The organism is uncultured Eubacterium sp. (genome assembly GCF_934561735.1).
GTDB lineage: Bacteria > Bacillota > Clostridia > Oscillospirales > Acutalibacteraceae > Eubacterium_R.
In genome coordinates this window covers 350,457-369,535 of record NZ_CAKTGT010000001.1, presented here as the reverse complement: position 1 = coordinate 369,535, position 19,079 = coordinate 350,457, and the positions used below count along the sequence as shown (strand labels likewise).

The window sequence follows — 19,079 nt, the reverse complement described above, 5'->3', positions numbered from 1 at the left end:
TCTTTACTTCTTTTTATTAAAGCTGTCCCTAAGCTGAACTGTTCTGTTAAACACAAGTGCACCCGGCTTGCTGTCCTGATCGGTGCAGAAATATGCGTTTCTCATAAACTGAAATCTGTCGCCCGGCTGAGTGTCTGCAAGTGCCTTTTCAACATAAGCGGTTCTGACTTCAAGCGAATTAGGGTTGAGATTATCCTCAAACGAGCCAACGCCCTCTTCATCGCTCGGATTTTCAACATCAAACAAACGGTCGTAAAGTCTGACTTGTGCAGTGTTGCAATCGTTTGCATATACCCAATGGATTGTACCCCTTACCTTTCTTCCGTCCGGTGTGTCACCGCCGAAAGTTTCAGGGTCGTATGTTGCGTGAACTGCAACAACCTCGCCGTTTTCGTCCAAATCATAGCCTATACAGGTTACGCAATAAGCCTTGTAAAGTCTTACCTCGTTGCCGACAAACAAACGGCGGTACTTGCTGATAGGTTCAACCATAAAGTCGTTTTTCTCAATCCAAAGTTCTTTGCCGAAAGGAATTGTACGCTTGCCGAATTCCTCGTGATCCGGATGATATTCAACTTCAAGTTCTTCAACCTTGTCATCGGGATAATTGTCAATAATAAGTTTAAGCGGGTCAACAACAGCCATTGCTCTCTTGGCATTTTTGTTAAGGCTGTCACGAACACAGCTTTCAAGCATTGCAAAATCAATTACGCTGTAAGCCTTTGAAACACCGATTTTTTCGCAAAAATCACGGATAGCATCGGCAGGATAGCCACGGCGACGCATACCGCTGATGGTAGCCATTCTCGGGTCGTTCCAGCCGTCTACAATGCCGTCCTGAACAAGTTTTAAGCACTTTCTCTTTGAAGTGAGAGTGTAGTTAAGATTCATTCTTGCAAACTCAATCTGTCTTGGTTTTTCACCCTCAACGCAGTTATCACAAACCCAATCGTAAAGCGGTCTGTGATTTTCAAATTCCAAAGAACAAAGCGAATGTGTTACCTTTTCACAAGCGTCCGAAAGAGGATGAGCAAAGTCATACATAGGATAAACGCACCACTTGTCACCTGTTCTGTGGTGATGTGCATACATAATGCGGTAAATAATCGGGTCACGCATATTCATATTCGGTGACGCCATATCAATCTTTGCACGAAGCACCTTTGAGCCTGCCTCAAATTCGCCGTCGGTCATTCTTTGGAACAAATCAAGGCTTTCTTCAACAGGTCTGTCACGGTAAGGGCTGTTTTTGCCCGGTTCTGTAAGCGTGCCTCTCATCTCTCTGATTTCGTCTGCCGATGATTCGTCAACATAGGCAAGACCTTTTTTGATGAGCTTAACCGCACATTCGTAAATATAATCAAAATAGTCGGAAGCAAAATACATATTGTCCCAATCAAATCCGAGCCACTTAATATCCTCTTTGATTGAATCAACATATTCCGTATCTTCTTTAATCGGGTTTGTATCGTCCATACGGAGATTGCAAACGCCGTTGTACTTGTTTTTTACACCGAAGTTTATGCAAATAGCCTTTGCATGACCGATGTGGAGATAGCCGTTAGGCTCCGGAGGAAATCTTGTTTGAACACGGGAATACACTCCCTCTTTTAAATCTTCATCAATAAAATCGTGAATGAAGTTTTGGGTTACGGTTTCCTCGTCTTTGATTTCGTCAACTGCCATTTACATTTCCTCCTTATAATATTTCAATGCCGAATTAAGTCTTGCCTTTACCGTATCCTCACCCAAAAGAGCGGTGATAGCAAAAAGGTCGGGTGTGTTTGTTCTGCCTGTGAGTGCCACACGAATGATTGTTGAAACATCGCCGACATGACCTTCAAATTTTTCAGGCTCTGCCTTATATTCCTTAACATTCGGTGTGCAGCCGACAAGCGGACAAATATCTTTCATTCTGCCAAACCAAGCGTCTTTGTCATCATCAAGATTAACAACCTTGATATATTCTTCAATAACCTTAACTGCAAGAGCAGGTGTTGCGTTGCCGTTAAGTTCATAATTAGGAACAAAAGTTTCGTCATACATATAACTTACATAGTCCAAAACATCGCTCCATTTTGCAATATCCTTACGAGGCTTTTTGCCCTCACGGTCGATATTGAGTATTGCGGTTGCCTTTGCCTCATCCTGTGCAAAAAGTTCTGCAAGTTGCGGCTGATATTCCTTTGCCCAAGCGTATGAAAGTTCAAACACCTTATCTGCCGGCATAAGAGAAATTACATTTTTTGACACATCGGTGAGTTTTACTATATCGAACAATGCACCCGACACGCTCATTTTTTTGAGATTGAACGGGAATTTTTCGATAGGCTCCGTTTTGTTCATTCTACGCCAGTCCTCAAAGTTTGAGTTGGCAAGAGTCATCAAATATTCGTTTACGCTCTCCTGAGGATAGCCCTCTTCTGCGTAATAAGTAACGGCTGCCTCAGGGTCTTTACGCTTTGAAAGCTTACGCTTGCCGCCGTTTTCCTCTTTCATAATAGGAGAAACATGGGCGTATTTAGGCGGCTTAAAGCCGAGAACCTTGAAAAGTTGAAGATGAATAGGAACTGAAGAAATCCACTCGTCGCCTCTTACAACATGAGTTGTTCTCATAAGATGATCGTCAACGGCATGTGCAAAATGATAGGTCGGAATTCCGTCCGATTTGAGAAGAACGACATCCTGCACATTCTCCGGCATTTCAATTTTGCCCTTAATCATATCGTCAAAATAACATTTTTTATCAAGCTCGCCCGGAGATTTAAGGCGGAGAGTCCAGCTCATACCTGCATCAATGTTAGCCTTGATTTGTTCAAACGAAAGGTCACGGCATTTTGCCCATTTGCCCCAATAGCCCTTGATGCTTTCGTTTTCCTGAGCGGAGCGAATTCCGTCAAGTTCCTCGGCAGAGCAAAAGCAAGGATAAGCAAGTCCCTGTTCAACAAGTGCCTTTGCATAAGTTTGATAAATCTCAACTCTTGCACTTTGGTAATACGGTCCGTAGTTGCCGATTTCTTTTTCATCGCCGACAACACCCTCATCGGCATTGATGCCGTAAACCGAAAGTCCCTTGAGCATTACATCAATAGCACCCTCAACTTTACGCTTTTGGTCGGTATCCTCAACCCTTACATAAAACACACCGTCGGTGGTTTTTGCCGTTTTATACGACACCATACAGGTAAAGAGATTGCCAAAGTGCAAAAATCCCGTTGGGCTCGGTGCAAAACGGGTTACCCTTGCACCGTCTTTGAGAGCACGCGGCGGATACATTTCTTCAAAATCCTGCGGAGCCTTTGTTATGTTCGGAAACAAAAGCTGTGCCAATTCTTTATAATCAGTCATATTTTCTCCCTAACAAATCACATTTTTTTAATTCTACATAAAATTACATTTTATTATCTCACAAACGGACTTGATATTCAATATTAATTTATATATTTATTATAATAATTTATAAAAATTATACAAAGAAGGAATAATATTTTTGTGAAAAAGAATAAAAAGGCCTTTTAATCCTCGACCTTTTTGTTCTTAAACACTATCAATTTTGAAAAAACATAGTTAAGAATAACTATAATAAACGACACGACAATCTTTGAATAAATTCCGTCGGTGAACAAAACTTTCATCCCTACGCCCATTTTATCAAACAAATTGTAAAACAGATTGTCAAACGAAGTTTTTACAAGAAGCGGAACACACACAATTTCAATCACGCCGGTAACGCCTCGAGAGGCAAAAAACGAAACCGCCTCTTTTACAACAAACTTAACTTCCCAACTTTTTGAATCAAAAACCCAAAGTTTGTTTGTGATATAAGCAAAGGTTACCGCGCAAACCCAGCTGATGAGATTTGCCCAAAATACCGACATATTGCAGATGTTTACAAACACGGTATATGTACCCCAAGACACAACCGTTGTGAGCACACCGAAAATAAGATACATCAATATTTCTTTGGTAAAAAACTTTTTCATAAATCAAAGTCCTTGTATAGATTTTTTAACTGTGGTATAATTGATTTTATCACAAACCGACCTATCGGTCAACAACCACAGCATAAATGCGGAAACGAGGGACAAAATGGACTTTTCTTTAATAATCCCCTGCTATAACGAAGAGGGCAATGTTGCCGCCTTTTTTGATGAGGCGGAAAAGGTGCTTGACCTTGCTCCGATAAGCTACGAATATGTTTTTGTAAACGACGGAAGCGGCGACCAAACAGAAGCAAAGCTCAGAGAATTGTTTGACAACCATCCCGACAAAAACATTACGATAATAAATTTTTCAAGAAATTTCGGCAAGGAATCGGCGATATTTGCAGGGCTTCAAAACAGCACAGGCGACGCAATCTGTCTGATTGACGCCGACTTGCAACAGTTGCCGCAAACGGCATATCAAATGTACCGCACACTTATTGCAAATCCGGAGCTTGATTGCGTATGCGCTTATCAAAAAAACAGGCGTGAAAGCAAATTTATGTCCAAAACCAAATCGCTGTACTACAAAATTATGAATTCAATGGTGGATACCGAATTCAAAAACGGTGCGTCCGATTTTAGGGTGTTTACATCAAAGGTTAAAGACGCCATACTTTCGCTCGGCGAATATCACAGATTTTCAAAAGGCATATTCAGTTGGGTTGGATTCAACACTGAATTTGTGGAATACGAGGCAAGCGACAGAAACTCAGGTGAAACCAAATGGAGTTTTCGCTCTTTAACCAAATACGCAATAAGCGGAATAATGGCATTTTCCACCGCCCCACTCAAAATGGCATCATATGTCGGCTCAATCGCCACGGCATTTTCAATTATCTACTTTATCATAACGCTGATACGAAAATTCACAAACAACATCAGCGTTGACGGTTTTACACAGCTTGTAATTTTGATTACATTTTTCGGCGGAATAACGCTTACCACTTTGGGCATAATCGGCTCATACATTGCAAAAATATACGAACAGTCAAAGCACCGCCCGATATACATTGCAAAGGACATAATAAAGCGAAACAAAGAACAATAATCTCGCAAAAGATATAACATAAAATGACCTTTCGATTTTTTCGAAAGGTCATTTTGTTTATATTTGGTGTTTATTTTTGATTTTAAGTCTTTCCATCGCACGGGAGAGATTTGCCTGAATTTGATAGTATTCATCAAGCGAATGCTGTTGACGAAGCTCTTCTTCCGCTCTTTCGGCAGCTTCCTGAGCACGACGCTTGTCAATTTCTTCAGGAAGTTCAACAGAAATACAAACAAGTGTTGCCGTATTGTCAAAAAATTCAAGAAATCCCGAACCCACAAACGCTTCGGTTACCTTGCCCTGTGCATCGGTAAATTTCATCTCACCGAATTCAATAGGTGCAACCGTGTTTTCGTGGTTTGCCAAAAAACCGCAAAGTCCCTCTTCCGCAACAGGCACAACAAGACTTTGTGCATCACCGTCAAAAAACACACGGTTTGATGCAACAATCTTCAATTTAAAAGTGTTCATATAAATCACCCGTTAAAGAGTTTTTGCTTTTTCAATCGCATCATCAATAGTGCCGACATTGAAGAATGCCATTTCAGGTAAATCATCCACTTCACCGTCAACGATAGCCTTAAAGCCTCTTACGGTTTCCTTAATAGGAACATAAACGCCCTTTAAGCCCGTAAAGGTTTCTGCTACATGGAACGGCTGTGAAAGGAACTTTTCAATCTTTCTTGCACGGTATACCGAAAGCTTATCATCATCGGACAACTCTTCCATACCGAGGATTGCGATAATATCCTGAAGTTCCTTATATTTTTGAAGATATTCCTGTACCTTGCAGGCAACCTCATAATGTTCTTCGCCTACAACATCGGCCTCAAGAATTCTTGAGTTGGACTCAAGAGGGTCAACTGCAGGGTAAATACCTTTTTCTACTATCTTACGGGAAAGTACGGTAGTAGCGTCAAGGTGAGCAAATGTTGTTGCCGGAGCCGGGTCGGTAAGGTCATCGGCAGGAACATATACAGCCTGAACAGATGTGATGGAGCCGTTCTTTGTAGAAGTAATTCTCTCCTGAAGTTCGCCGACATCGGTAGCCAAAGTAGGCTGATAACCTACGGCTGACGGCATTCTGCCGAGAAGTGCGGATACCTCGGAACCTGCCTGAATAAATCTGAAAATATTATCAATGAAGAGAAGCACATCCTGATGCTCTCTGTCACGGAAATATTCTGCCATTGTAAGTCCTGTTTCGGCAACTCTCATTCTTGCTCCGGGCGGTTCGTTCATCTGACCGAATACCAAGGCAGTTTTGTTGATAACGCCGGATTCCTTCATTTCGTTCCAAAGGTCGTTACCTTCTCTTGAACGCTCACCTACACCGGTGAAGATGGAATAACCGCCGTGTTGAGTTGCAACATTGGTGATAAGTTCCTGAATAAGTACGGTTTTACCTACGCCGGCACCGCCGAACAAACCGATTTTACCACCCTTTTGGTAAGGGGTAAGAAGGTCGATAACCTTAATACCTGTTTCCAAAATCTCTACTTCGTCCGATTGCTCGTCAAAGCTCGGAGCCTTGCGGTGAATTGACCAGTGCTCCTCGTTATCCAAATTTTCCAAATCATCAATGGTTTCGCCTACAACATTGAAAAGTCTGCCCAAGGTTTTTTCGCCGATAGGCACCTTGATAGAATCTCCTGTTGCGGCAACCTGCATATCCTTGTACAAGCCCTCGGATGCGGCAAGCATAATACAGCGAACGGTATTGCCGCCTATATGCTGTGCAACCTCCATAACGGCACGCTTGCCGTCATTTTCGACCTCAAGTGCTTCCTTAATTTTAGGAAGATCACCGTCAAACTGTACATCGACAACAGGTCCCATAACTTGTGTTATTTTACCGTAATTCATAATTTTTTACCTTTCTGAAAGGTTGTTATTGAGCATTTTGAGAGGCGTGGCTTGCACCGCCGCAAACCTCGCTGATTTCCTGCGTGATAGCCGCCTGTCTTGCTCTGTTAAACTGAATGGACAAATCTCTTATCATAGAAGTGGCACTGTCCGTTGCGTTTTGCATAGCCATCATACGGGCATTGTGCTCGCTGCAATAGCTTTCTACAAGCGCACCGTACACAAAGCCGGCAACATAACTCGGAGCGATTGAATCAAACGCCGTTTTTGCATCGGGCAAAAATGTTGCGTCGGTATAATGTGCAACAAGCTCGTTGCTTTGCATATTAATCTTCTCCTTTTTTAGAGGAAGAAGTTGAGTGCAAACCGCTTCTACTGTCATTGAATTGACCATTTTTGTGTATATAACATGCACCTCGTCAATCTTTTTGTCAAGAAACATTGAAACAAGTTTTTCGCTTATGTGCCTTGCACGGTTAACGGTTGGATTTTGTGCGGCATATTTAAAATTGATATCAATCGGGATTTCCTTTTTTTCAAAAAAGTGTCTGCCGAGTTGACCCACAACAAAAAGCACATTGTTGCAACCGTCATCCGTTGCCTTTTGCTCGGCAAGCTTGATAACATTGTGGTTATAAGCACCTGCCAAGCCCTTATCGGCTGTGAGAACAAGATACGCAACCGTTCTGTCGTTACCCTGCCTGTAAGGACGCCCGTCAAAATATGCCGAACCGACCTCCGGGGCAACATCCAAAATTTTTGCAAGGCTGTCTTGAATCATAAAGAAGTAAGGCTCTGTGTTTTTTAAATCTCTGCGGGCTTTTTGAAGTTTTGATGAGGACACCATATACATCGCATTTGTGATTTTCATGGTATCCTTGATGGACTTCATTCTGCCCTGGATTTCTCTTGCATTAGCCATTATTTGCCTTTCCGAATTCATCAATCACATTGAGGATTGAAGTTTTAAGCTCATCGTCAAGCACCTGCTGTGTGTTGATTTCCGACATAAGGTCGCTGTGATGAGTGTCAAAATATTCAAGCATTTTGCCCTGATAGCTCTTGATTTGGTTTTTAGGCACATCAACAAATTTTTTGCCGATTGCACCTACAAGGGTAACAACCTGCTGTGCCAAAGACATAGGATGAGTAAGCGGCTGCTTGAGGAGTTCCATAAGTCCCTCGCCGTACTTCAACTGAGTCTTTGTTTCATCATCCAAATCAGATGAGAACTGGGTAAATACTTCCATTTCTCTAAACTGAGCCAAATCTACACGGAGTGAACCTGCCGCCTTCTTCATAGCCTTTGTCTGAGCCGCACCGCCTACACGGGATACGGAAAGTCCGACATTAACCGCCGGTCTTTGACCCGAGAAGAAAAGGTCGCTTTCAAGATAAATCTGACCGTCTGTAATAGAAATAACATTTGTAGGAATGTAAGCCGATACGTCGCCTGCCTGAGTTTCGATAATAGGCAAAGCAGTAATCGAACCGCCGCCGAGTTCATCGCTCAAACGGCTTGAACGCTCAAGAAGTCTTGAGTGCAAGTAGAATACATCGCCCGGATAAGCCTCTCGTCCCGGCGGTCTTCCGAGAAGAAGCGAAATTGCACGATAAGCAACTGCGTGCTTGCTCAAATCGTCATATACAATAAGGCAATCCTTGCCCTTGTACATAAAGTATTCAGCCATAGCCGTTGCCGAATACGGAGAAATGTACTGAAGTGATGCCGCATCCGACGCTGTTGAGCAAACAACGATGGTGTAATCCATTGCACCGTTCTTTTTAAGTGTGTTAACAAGTTTTGCAACTGTTGAAGCCTTTTGACCGATAGCATTGTAAACACAGATTGTGTCCTTGCCCTTTTGGTTGATGATTGTATCAACCGCAATGGAAGTTTTACCGGTCTGACGGTCACCGATGATAAGTTCACGCTGACCTCTGCCTATCGGGAACATAGAGTCGATTGCAAGAATACCTGTTTCCATAGGCTTTGATACCGACTTTCTGTCTACGATTGACGGAGCCGGCTGTTCAATCAAACGGTAATCGCTTGCTTCAATATCACCCAAGCCGTCGATAGGCTCACCGAGTGCGTTAACAACTCTGCCGACAAATTTGTCACCTACCGGTACACCGGCTTTTCTCTTTGTACGCTTAACCTTTGTACCCTGCTCGATTTCTTCGTCCGAACCGAAAAGGATACAGCCGATTGAGTTAAGGTTGATGTTTTGAACCATGCCCTTTGTGCCGTCCTCAAATACAACGATTTCGCCGTATACTGCGTTACCGAGTCCGACAACGGTTGCGATATTATCGCCGACCTTAACTACCTGACCTACTTCCTCGCCCTGAAGATTGTCCTTAAAGGATTTTACATCCTTACGCAAAACCTCAAGCACTTCTTTGTTGTCGCCTGTGCTTTCCTTTGCCGTGCGAAGAATTTGGTCTTTGATTGTTTGCATCTTTGTTTTAAGGGAAAAATCGTATTCCTTGCCCTCAACGGCAATTACAAAACCGCCGATTAAAGATGCGTCCTTTTTAACATCTACAACAACATTTTCGCAATTCATCTCCTTGCGAACAAAATCCTCAATGCCCTTGAGTTGCTTTTCATCCGGAGGAGTTGTGCAGGTTACTGTTGCGTGAACGATATTCTTTTGTCTGTCGCTTTCAACGATGTATGCCTCAATGAGTTCCTCGAGGTCATCACATTGGCAGTTCTCGGCAAGCTCGCCCATAAATTCTCTTACGGACGGAGAGAACAAATCGTTAACTACCTGCTGCTTTTCTTCTGTCTTATAGTTTGGATTGTTAAGAGTTGTGCGGAGTTCCTCACTTCCGTTCATAAGTCTTAACGCGTCCTCCAAACTGCCGACGCTTACTTGATTTGAAAGCAGCTTTTTGATATATAATTCCTGATTTTTAATCATTAATCTTCACTGCTTTCGTTTAAAAATTTGTTATAAATATCGGCGTCTGTTTGAGCATTTACGCTTTCGCCGACAACCTTTTGTGCCGTTTCCATAGCAAGTTTTGCAAGCTCTTCCTTAACATCTCTGCGGGCATTTTCGGTATCCTGCTTGATTTGCTTTTGAGCATCTTGCTTCATCTTAGCGGCGTCATCGTTTGCTTTATCAAGGATTTTGTTATATTCAACCTTTGCCTTGTCCCTTGCGTCGGAAATAATTTCCTTTGCTTCGGTGTCGACATTTTTGATTTTATCCTCATAGTCTGCCATTTTTTCGTTTGCGGCATTAACCGTATCCTCGGCTTCCTTGAACTGATTGTCAATGAGTTCTTTTCTTGCCTGCAAAGTTTTTCTGATAGGCTTGATAAGGAACAATCTCATCAAAAGATAAAATATAATCAGATTGAATATTGTCCAAAGCAAATTAAAATCAAACTTTAACATTTGCTGATTTCCTTTCAATTAAAATGAACGGTAGGTCTGACTATTTTACCATAAAGATAATCAAAATAGCACCGATCAAGCCGTAAATAGCGGTTGCTTCGGACAAAGCCGCACCGAGAATAAGTGTTGTTTGAATTTTACCTGCCATTTCAGGCTGACGAGCCTGAGCTTCTACTGCCTTACCTGTTGCGATACCGATACCGATACCTGCACCGAGTCCACACAAAAGTGCAATACCTGCACCGATTGCGATAATTGATCCTGTCATAATTTTATCTCCTTAAAATATAAATCGTTGTTTATGTGCTTAAGCCGCAGCTTTAGCTTCTTTTTTTGCTTGTTTTTTTGCCAATTTCTCGGCTTTCTTTTGTGCCTTACGCATTTTCTTTGCTTCCTTAGGCTCTTCTTCGGACTCCTCTACGGCTTCCTGAAGGTAAATAGCTGTCAAGAAACAGAAAATGTACGCTTGCAACAGTCCGTCGAACAAATCGAAGTAGAGGCTGAACACAGCCGGAAATCCGAATTTCATAAACGGAACCGCTTTGATTAACTCCATAATGGTAAACGCTGCGATAATGTTACCGAAAAGTCGCATACAAAGTGAAAGCGGCTTGGTGAACACTTCAAGAATATTGATAGGAGTTACAATCCACACAGGTTTTGTGAATTCCTTAAACCTGCCGAGGACACCTTTATCCTTAAAGGCACAATATTCTACGAGCACGATTGTGGTAAGTGCCATTGCCGCGGTAACCTGCATACTTTTTGTAGGCGGCTTGAATCCCAGGAGTCCAATCATATTGGACACACCGATAAACAAAGCCATACTCATAAGCCACGGAATGTATTTTTCCACTTTCGGACCCATTACGGTTTTGAAAAATGCTTCTGCCTTTTCATAGCACATTTCAAGTATCATCTGACGCTTGGATATTTCGCCCTGAACTTTTAAGTTTCGGGTGAGGAATATAGCCAAAATCGTCACAGCGACAATAATAATCCAGGAAACAACCGTGCTCTCATCAAAGCCTACATGCACGCCCTTGATGTCAAAGCCGAACACTTCGTCGATGTTGAGTTGCTTTTGGAGTTCTTCCTGCAAATTGACGCTCATACTAATAGGTGCTAATGCCATCGTCATTCCTCCATTTCCATATATTTGCAGGTTTGAAAAGATTGTTATTTTCTTCACCTACTTTTACTCTCATTATAACCACGAAATTTAAATTTTGCAATACGACTTTTTCATATTTTTGACATTCGTATGATAAAAATATACAATAAATGTTAGTTATTTTTGTGCAACTTTATACCTACCGTTAACAATCTGTTTACTATTTGTATACAAGTTATGAACAACTCTATTCCAAACAGTAATAATCACACAAAATCAATCAACACAAAGAGGAAAAAGCTCAAAGTATAAATAAATTTGGCAAAAAATAAAAGTAAAATTATCAAAATAACGGTTTACTTTTCAGATATTTTCATTTATAATAAAAGGCTGAAGCAGATATATATAATGTATATAATTAATTACTATGGTATATAGGAGATTGTTATGGCAAATAATCAGAAAAAAATGGTTGATGACATCACATCGATGGATGTGGACTTTGCCAAATGGTACACGGATGTGTGCAAAAAGGCAGAGCTTATCGAATACACAAGCGTTAAGGGCTGTATGGTAATCAGACCTTACGGCTACGCAATTTGGGAAAATATCCAAAGAATACTTGACGGAATGTTTAAGGCAACAGGTCACGAAAATGTTTGTATGCCTATGTTTATCCCTGAATCACTTCTTCAAAAGGAAGCAGACCATGTTGAGGGTTTTGCTCCGGAATGTGCATGGGTTACCTACGGCGGAAACGAAAAGCTTGAAGAACGTCTTTGCGTAAGACCTACAAGCGAAACTCTTTTCTGCGAGCACTTCAAAAACATTGTACATTCTCACAGAGATTTGCCTAAACTTTACAACCAGTGGGTATCGGTTGTAAGATGGGAAAAGACAACAAGACCGTTCCTCCGTTCAAGAGAATTCTTGTGGCAGGAGGGTCACACACTCCACGCAACACCTGAGGAAGCAATTGAAGAAACAGAAAAAATGCTCGGCATCTACACCAAGTTCTGCCAAGAGGATTTGGCTATGCCTGTTATCCAAGGTCAAAAGACAGAAAGCGACAAGTTTGCCGGTGCGGAAAGAACATACTGCATTGAAGCACTTATGCACGACGGCAAGGCACTCCAGGCAGGCACAAGCCACTACTTTGGCGACGGCTTTGCAAAGGCTTTTGACATTCAGTTTGCAGACAAAAACAATCAACTCCAATATCCTCATCAAACATCTTGGGGTGTAACAACAAGACTTATCGGTGCAATCATTATGACACACGGTGACGACAATGGGCTTGTTCTTCCGCCGGCTGTTGCACCTATTCAGGCAATCGTTATTCCTGTTGCACAGCACAAAGACGGTGTTCTTGATGCGGCAAACGAACTTTGCGACAGACTCAACAAGGTTTGCAGAGCAAAGATTGACGATTCAAACAACACTCCGGGCTGGAAGTTTGCAGAATACGAAATGAAAGGTGTTCCTGTAAGAATCGAACTCGGTCCGAGAGATATCGAAGCAGGTCAATGCGTTGTTGTTACCCGTCACAACAGAGAAAAAACAATCGTTCCTCTTGACAAAATTGAAGAAGTTATCCTTGAAAAACTTGAAGAAGTACGCAAGGGTATTTACGAAAAGGCTCTTGAAAACAGAGAACGCAGAACATACATTGCACATAATATGGACGAAATTATTGCCGACCTTGAAAAGAACGGCGACGGCTTTGTAAAAGCTATGTGGTGCGGCGATGAAGCATGCGAGGACAAGGTAAAGGAAGTTACCGGTGTAGGTTCTCGTTGCATTCCGCTTGAGCAAGAGCATATTGATGACAAATGCGTATGCTGCGGCAAGCCTGCCAAATGTATGGTATACTGGGGCAAAGCATATTAATTTGTAACAAACAGTAAAAAATGCCAATCGGCATTGAGTCAATAAAATAAAAAACTGTGATGTACTTTAGTACATCCGAGCATTAGGAGGCATTTGCTATGTCAGTATTAGTAACAGGCGGACTCGGTTACATCGGTTCGCACACATGCGTTGAACTTATGAATGCAGGATTTGATGTTGTTGTTGTTGATAATCTTTACAACTGCAAAAAATCATCCTACGACAGAATTAAGGCACTTGTAGGAAAGGACTTCCCTTTCTATCAGGTAGACATCAGAGATAAAGAAGGCATGCAAAAGGTGTTTGATGCCGAGGACATCGACAGCGTTATTCACTTTGCAGGTCTTAAAGCAGTCGGTGAAAGCTGCGTGAAGCCTCTTGAATATTTTGACAACAACATCACAGGCACACTTGTTTTGCTTGATGTTATGCGTAACAACGGTTGCAAGAAAATTGTATTTTCATCATCGGCTACCGTTTACGGCATGAACAACATTTCTCCTCTCACCGAAGATATGCAGGTTGGCGGAGTTACAAACCCATACGGCAGAACAAAGTACATCATTGAATGTATGCTCCAAGACCTTTATGCAAGCGACAACGACTGGAGCATTTGCCTTCTTCGTTACTTCAACCCAATCGGTGCACACAAGAGCGGCACAATGGGTGAAGATCCAAACGGTATTCCAAACAACCTTATGCCATACATCACTCAGGTTGCCATCGGCAAGAGAGAAGAACTCGGCGTATTCGGTGACGATTACGACACTCCTGACGGCACAGGCGTAAGAGATTACATCCATGTTGTTGACCTTGCACTCGGTCACCTCAAGGCCGTTGAAAAAGTTAGAGCGGATAAAGGCTTGTTCATCTACAACCTCGGTACAGGTATCGGATACAGCGTACTTGATGTTGTTCACGCTTTTGAAAAGGCAAGCGGCGTAAAGATTCCTTACTCAATCAAGCCACGCAGAGCCGGCGACATTGCAACCTGCTACAGCGACCCATCCAAGGCACTCAAGGAACTTGGCTGGAAAGCCGAAAGAGGCATTGAAGAAATGTGCGAGGACTCTTGGAGATGGCAGAGTCAAAATCCTAACGGCTACCCTGATTAATAAGACTGCCGATAAAGCTCCTGAACCACGCTAATAACAAATCAACTCCCGAAGCGAATACGCTTCGGGAGTTTTCTTAATACTTCAAATTCAATTTTGGAAAAAGAATTCCTCTTCATCAATCATGTTATATGCAAAAAGGGTGTCGCTGTCGAGGTCAACACGGTGCATATCAACCGCATTGATTTTGCGGCAATTATAGGTTGTGTAGTAATAAATGCCCTTGTCGGCATTGCAGCAAGATGTGTAAATCGTAATTTCGTACTTGCCGTCGGCAACCTCGCAACATCCACGCTGCTGGTCAACAGAACCGAGAATGTGAAAGAACTGACCGACGCTTGATTTTTCATCATCGGCAGATTTGGAATTAAGTTTTGTAAACGCAACCTTGGCAAAGCGTGACGGAGATGACAAATCGCCCGGCAATCCGAGTGCACCCATTCCCCTGCTGAAATACTGCAAATCCAAATCATAATTATTCTTTGGTTGCTGAGGTGAAAGCGACATATATTTGCTGAACTCGTACATCTGCACATCAAACGGCGGATTGTTTGTAAGCACGCCCACCGGATTGTCATATATCTTCATTCCGTCTGCCATACATTCAAGGGTTATGCACTCGTTTTTGTCACAAATTATATAATGAAGCTGTGCGGAAGTGAATTGTTCATTGTACGGAGTGTTTGTGATATTTATATTGCCGAGAAGTTCACGCACTTCCGACATATCCTTGCATTGGCACAAAATCCATGGGATAAATTCAAACTGTGCAACATTTTGCCTGCCCTCGCAAGGTTCGGTTGCATAAACAGCATTGCCCACAAAATTAAGCCCTGCAATGCAAACGCCCTTTTCGTTTACGGCATCATAGTAAAGCGGGTAGTCATTTGCAATATGTGCCATACCGATAATGGCATAGTGATTGTCGTTTTTACCCTCAAAGCGAAAATCAAACGGATAATTGCGAGGTGTAACCGTGATGCTGTCACCGTAAGAAAATTCATAATCAAGAGTTCTGCCAAAATAAAAATCCTTTGTTTTGTAGGTTGCGGCAGTGCACATATAACCATCTCCTTTTATAATAGTATACGCAATATATAAAAGAAAAAACGACAAGGATTGTCCTCATCGTTCTCTTTCTGGTGCCGGCGGTGGGACTTGAACCCACACACCCAAACGGATAACAGATTTTGAGTCTGTCTCGTCTGCCAATTCCGACACGCCGGCAAATCAGTATTTATATTATATATAAAAACATATATATTGTCAACAGTTTTTTAAAAAAACAAAAGCCGAAGTTTCCGCCTCGGCTTTAACAATTATTAATTTAGTGGTTCAGTAGCTTTATCACAGTCTATAGTTACTTTTCGTCAATTTGCTTGCTATACTTTGCAAGATAAACCGTTCTCATAAGGAAGCATTCTGCCTTTGGAACATAGTGAGAACGATTGAAAATATCGCAATCGATTTGAGCGGCAGCACCCTTATCCATAATAATATCGAGAGCCTGAAGGTCACCGTCGTTATTGCCGGTAATCATTGCACCCATACCCTGAACAAGAACTGCATTTCTCTTTTCAACAGCCTTGCCGATTTCCTTTGCACAATCGTCTGTGTCACCGTTAATCCACGGAACGCATTTTACATCAAGGCCGACGATTTGAGCAAAGTCGTCAATCATAGGTTCCATAGTTTCATCAAGGCAAGACACAGCAACAACATCAGGAGTTGCAAGGTGCTTAATCATTGTAACATTTTCCGTATTATAAATAGCTCTGTGAATTTTCTCTACCTTTGGAGCAATGCCGTTGATACCGAGTCCTGTTTCAAGGTCAACATCAACAGACTTGCCGCCTACCGTAAGAGTAAAGCGGTTGCCGTTTCTTACAGAAGAACCGAGGTCACAGATTTCTGCCGGCATTTCGCCTGCATTGTGCTTTTTAAGATAGAAAGCTCTTCTTGCTTCATCCGAATAAGCCTTATCCCACGAATGACGAAGATAATTGTCCTTAATTACCTTTTCACAGCACTTCTCAAGATTTTCGGCAATAGCAAATGCGTGGTCATAATTATCACCCATGCAAAGTGTACCGTGGTGCATAAGCATAATTGCACGGCTGCTCGGGTTCATCTGAATACACATCTCAACCTTCCTGCGAAGTGAATCTGTTGTAGACATAGCATAATCAGCACAAGGAACCTTGTTGCCCAAAACGCCCTTGAATTCGTCATATACATTTCTGATTTCCATACCGGTGATGGAAACGATTGTAGCCGCTCTTTGGTGAGTGTGAATAACAAAATCAACTGTAGGATGATGACGATATGCTGCTGCGTGAACACCCTTTTCGGATGACGGCTTAATATCGCCCTCGTGTGAACAGTCTGCAATGTTAACAACTACAATTTCATCGGGAGTAAGATCTTCATAAGCTCTGCCCGACGGAGTGATAACAAACTGAGTATCGCTGATACGAGCGGAAACATTGCCCCAAGTACGGGCAATAAGACCGGATTCAACAAGCTTTTTGCCTGCTTCAACAACTAATCTTTTAGCTTCTTCAATTTCGTAAGCCATATTTTTCCCCTTATATTTATGTAATTTATAAAGCGACAAACGGGCGGTCATTGGGGCGCACTGCTTAAGGAAGTAATTGGTTTAAGCTTTCTGAGTTTTGCCCATTGTATTATTAAAAAATCCCGTTAATACGCAAGTATTGACGGGATTTTGTTAATGCACACTGAACAAAATCAGTTTGCTTAAACTGCCCTGCACTCAAAAAGCCAAAGAAACAGATGAAAGACAAGGCATAATTTACAGGGCAGGCTTGCCGCCTTCACTGTAAATTTAACGCAGTATTTCGATGTTTATTTGATTTTTGAGCATTTATTCCTTACGCAGTGTGCCCCTTGTTCCGCCCTTTTTATGCCGTTAATTAATAATCAATCTTTTCGCACTTTGAAAGAACCTTGTCGAATCTCTTGATGCATTCATCAATGTCTTCTTCGGTATAAGCGCTTGATGTGTAAAGACGAGAACCTGCAAGTGTTACAAGACCTTCTGCCATATAAGCAGCACCCATATATTGCATTTCTGTCTGGCGGATGCCTGTTTCCTTAAGAACCGTAGGAATTGTCCAAGGCTTTCTCCAGTTAATTCTGAAGTGCATTGTAGCAACTGTATGTAACTGGCAGATTGAACCTACATTGTAGCATACGAACGGAAGGTCGTATTTCTTAATTGATTCGTTAAGACCCTTAACAAGTCTGTCAGCCATTTGACCTGCAACCTGGCAAGCATTTCTCTTTTCGATTTCGCAGATAACTGTGTAACCTGCACAGCAAGAGATAGGTGTAGCTGCCATTGTACCGCCGCACATAGCCTTATGAATCTTCTTGCCTTCAGCCTTATCAAGACCTGCACCAAGATACTTCATAACTTCTTTGTGACCGCCGATACCGCCTGCACCAGGATAACCGCCTGCGATAATCTTACCGAAGATTGTAATATCAGGATCAATACCGTAGTAACCCTGAGCACCTGACAAACCGATACGGAAGCCTGTTACAACTTCGTCGCATACAAGAAGAGCACCGTACTTACGGCAAAGTGCCTGTACGCCCTTAGGGAAGTCCTTATCAACAGGACGGGTAGCTGATTCAGGGCCGCATGGCTCGATGAATACAGCAGCTGTGCCGCCACGGAACTTGTTGATGATGAGCTTCTTTTCAAGGTCTTTAAGATCATTAGGGAAGAATTCCTGTGTGTGCTTGAATACAAACATAGGAACACCGTGTGATTGAAGGTTAAGTGTACCCGGAACACGCATACCCCAAGCAAGCTGATCTGACCAGCCGTGATAAGCGCCGCCCATTTTGATTATATTTTTGTGGCCTGTTGCAAGACGAGCAACACGAACAGCACACATACATGCTTCTGTACCCGAACCAAGCATACGGAACATTTCTACAGAAGGTACACATTCGCTGATTTTCTTTGCGAGTTTATATTCGTAAGGGTGGAACAAACCTGTTGAAGGACCGCAGTCATCAAGAAGTTCCTTAACCTTTTCTTTAACAACATCGTCGTTTGAACCGATGATTGTAGGACCGCCTGCCTGAAGGAAGTCAAAATATTCGTTGCCGTCGATATCCCAAAGCTTATTGCCCTTAGCCTTTGTCATAACGATTGGGAACGGATAGTTGAACGCAAGGTTGTGCTGAACACCGCCCGGGATTACTTGCTTTGCTTCTGTAATCATTTCCTTAGACTTTGCGCACTTCTTTGCGAAGTATTCATCTTCATACTCTTTAAGAGCTGCTCTGTTGATAGAGTAGATTGGTTTTTTGATTAATGCATCGAGCTGTGCTGTAAGTGCAGCAGCATTAGGATACTCTGTAATAGCGAATCTTGTATCCATAATTTTCCTCCTTAGATTTTATGGTGAGCGGTTACTCACTAATTAATTGGTGAGCGGGTGCTCACAGTCTTTACAAGTTAAGTATATCACATTTTACCGATTTGTCAACTTTAATGTTACGAATTTTTAGTTATTTTTGTTGCATTATATATTGAAAAATGGTAATATGTTCTTAGTGAATTAATACTCACCAAAGGAGATTTGGAGCATTTGCACAAACAAGT

General features: G+C 42.2%; 16 protein-coding genes and 1 tRNA gene. 3 read left to right on the top strand and 14 right to left on the bottom strand.

Annotation, left to right across the window (positions count from 1 at the left end; genetic code table 11):
* Positions 1-3: 3 nt before the first annotated feature.
* The 3 genes from Q0E08_RS01610 to Q0E08_RS01600 form a co-directional block, all read right to left on the bottom strand.
* Positions 4-1,686: a glutamine--tRNA ligase/YqeY domain fusion protein gene (locus tag Q0E08_RS01610; protein WP_294775460.1), complete on the bottom strand. Its 1,683-nt coding sequence runs from the start codon at positions 1,684-1,686 to the stop codon at positions 4-6.
* The gene (gene gltX / locus Q0E08_RS01605; RefSeq protein WP_294775458.1) at positions 1,687-3,348 is read right to left on the bottom strand and encodes a glutamate--tRNA ligase; all 1,662 of its coding nucleotides are present in this window, start codon (positions 3,346-3,348) and stop codon (positions 1,687-1,689) included.
* A 167-nt stretch (positions 3,349-3,515) separates the two neighbouring features.
* Positions 3,516-3,983, bottom strand: coding sequence for a GtrA family protein (locus tag Q0E08_RS01600; protein ID WP_294775456.1), 468 nt, complete (start codon positions 3,981-3,983; stop codon positions 3,516-3,518).
* A 106-nt stretch (positions 3,984-4,089) separates the two neighbouring features.
* Here Q0E08_RS01600 and Q0E08_RS01595 point away from each other — a divergent pair, with 106 nt between their 5' ends.
* Complete coding sequence (locus tag Q0E08_RS01595) at positions 4,090-5,034, top strand: glycosyltransferase family 2 protein (protein WP_294775453.1); 945 nt, start codon at positions 4,090-4,092, stop codon at positions 5,032-5,034.
* 57 nt (positions 5,035-5,091) lie between these two features.
* Here Q0E08_RS01595 and Q0E08_RS01590 read toward each other — a convergent pair whose 3' ends face one another.
* Genes Q0E08_RS01590 through atpB form a run of 7 tightly spaced genes read right to left on the bottom strand, consistent with a single transcriptional unit; the run spans position 5,092 to position 11,450 of the window.
* Complete coding sequence (locus Q0E08_RS01590; RefSeq protein ID WP_177663734.1) at positions 5,092-5,505, bottom strand: F0F1 ATP synthase subunit epsilon; 414 nt, start codon at positions 5,503-5,505, stop codon at positions 5,092-5,094.
* 12 nt (positions 5,506-5,517) lie between these two features.
* On the bottom strand, positions 5,518-6,900 hold the full coding sequence (gene atpD, locus Q0E08_RS01585; protein ID WP_294775449.1) for a F0F1 ATP synthase subunit beta: 1,383 nt from the start codon (positions 6,898-6,900) through the stop codon (positions 5,518-5,520).
* 25 nt (positions 6,901-6,925) lie between these two features.
* The gene (gene atpG / locus Q0E08_RS01580) at positions 6,926-7,822 is read right to left on the bottom strand and encodes an ATP synthase F1 subunit gamma (RefSeq protein ID WP_294775446.1); all 897 of its coding nucleotides are present in this window, start codon (positions 7,820-7,822) and stop codon (positions 6,926-6,928) included.
* Positions 7,815-9,833: a F0F1 ATP synthase subunit alpha gene (gene atpA / locus Q0E08_RS01575; RefSeq protein ID WP_294775443.1), complete on the bottom strand. Its 2,019-nt coding sequence runs from the start codon at positions 9,831-9,833 to the stop codon at positions 7,815-7,817. The genes atpG and atpA overlap by 8 nt, the downstream gene beginning before the upstream one ends.
* Positions 9,833-10,315, bottom strand: a complete 483-nt coding sequence (gene atpF / locus Q0E08_RS01570) for a F0F1 ATP synthase subunit B (protein WP_294775441.1) — start codon at positions 10,313-10,315, stop codon at positions 9,833-9,835. Before atpF ends, atpA begins: the two co-directional genes overlap by 1 nt.
* A 40-nt stretch (positions 10,316-10,355) precedes the next feature.
* Entirely contained in the window at positions 10,356-10,583 is a 228-nt protein-coding gene (gene atpE, locus Q0E08_RS01565) for an ATP synthase F0 subunit C (protein ID WP_177663743.1), read from the bottom strand.
* Positions 10,584-10,622: 39 nt separating this feature from the next.
* Positions 10,623-11,450, bottom strand: coding sequence for a F0F1 ATP synthase subunit A (gene atpB, locus Q0E08_RS01560; protein WP_177663745.1), 828 nt, complete (start codon positions 11,448-11,450; stop codon positions 10,623-10,625).
* Positions 11,451-11,876: 426 nt separating this feature from the next.
* Between atpB and proS the strand changes: the two genes are divergently transcribed.
* The gene (gene proS, locus Q0E08_RS01555; RefSeq protein ID WP_177663747.1) at positions 11,877-13,319 is read left to right on the top strand and encodes a proline--tRNA ligase; all 1,443 of its coding nucleotides are present in this window, start codon (positions 11,877-11,879) and stop codon (positions 13,317-13,319) included.
* A 98-nt stretch (positions 13,320-13,417) separates the two neighbouring features.
* Complete coding sequence (gene galE / locus Q0E08_RS01550) at positions 13,418-14,434, top strand: UDP-glucose 4-epimerase GalE (protein ID WP_294775437.1); 1,017 nt, start codon at positions 13,418-13,420, stop codon at positions 14,432-14,434.
* 90 nt (positions 14,435-14,524) lie between these two features.
* On the opposite strand, the gene bsh is transcribed toward galE, so the two are convergent.
* From bsh to Q0E08_RS01530, 4 genes are all read right to left on the bottom strand, one after another.
* Positions 14,525-15,496 carry a choloylglycine hydrolase gene (gene bsh, locus Q0E08_RS01545; RefSeq protein ID WP_294775434.1) on the bottom strand — a complete coding sequence of 324 codons (972 nt, stop codon included), beginning with the start codon at positions 15,494-15,496 and terminating at the stop codon, positions 14,525-14,527.
* Positions 15,497-15,574: 78 nt separating this feature from the next.
* A tRNA-Leu gene (locus Q0E08_RS01540) sits at positions 15,575-15,661 on the bottom strand.
* A gap of 133 nt (positions 15,662-15,794) precedes the next feature.
* Positions 15,795-17,012, bottom strand: a complete 1,218-nt coding sequence (locus tag Q0E08_RS01535) for a class II aldolase/adducin family protein (RefSeq protein WP_294775431.1) — start codon at positions 17,010-17,012, stop codon at positions 15,795-15,797.
* Between the two features lie 358 nt (positions 17,013-17,370).
* Entirely contained in the window at positions 17,371-18,855 is a 1,485-nt protein-coding gene (locus tag Q0E08_RS01530; protein WP_294775429.1) for an aspartate aminotransferase family protein, read from the bottom strand.
* Positions 18,856-19,079 lie beyond the last annotated feature (224 nt).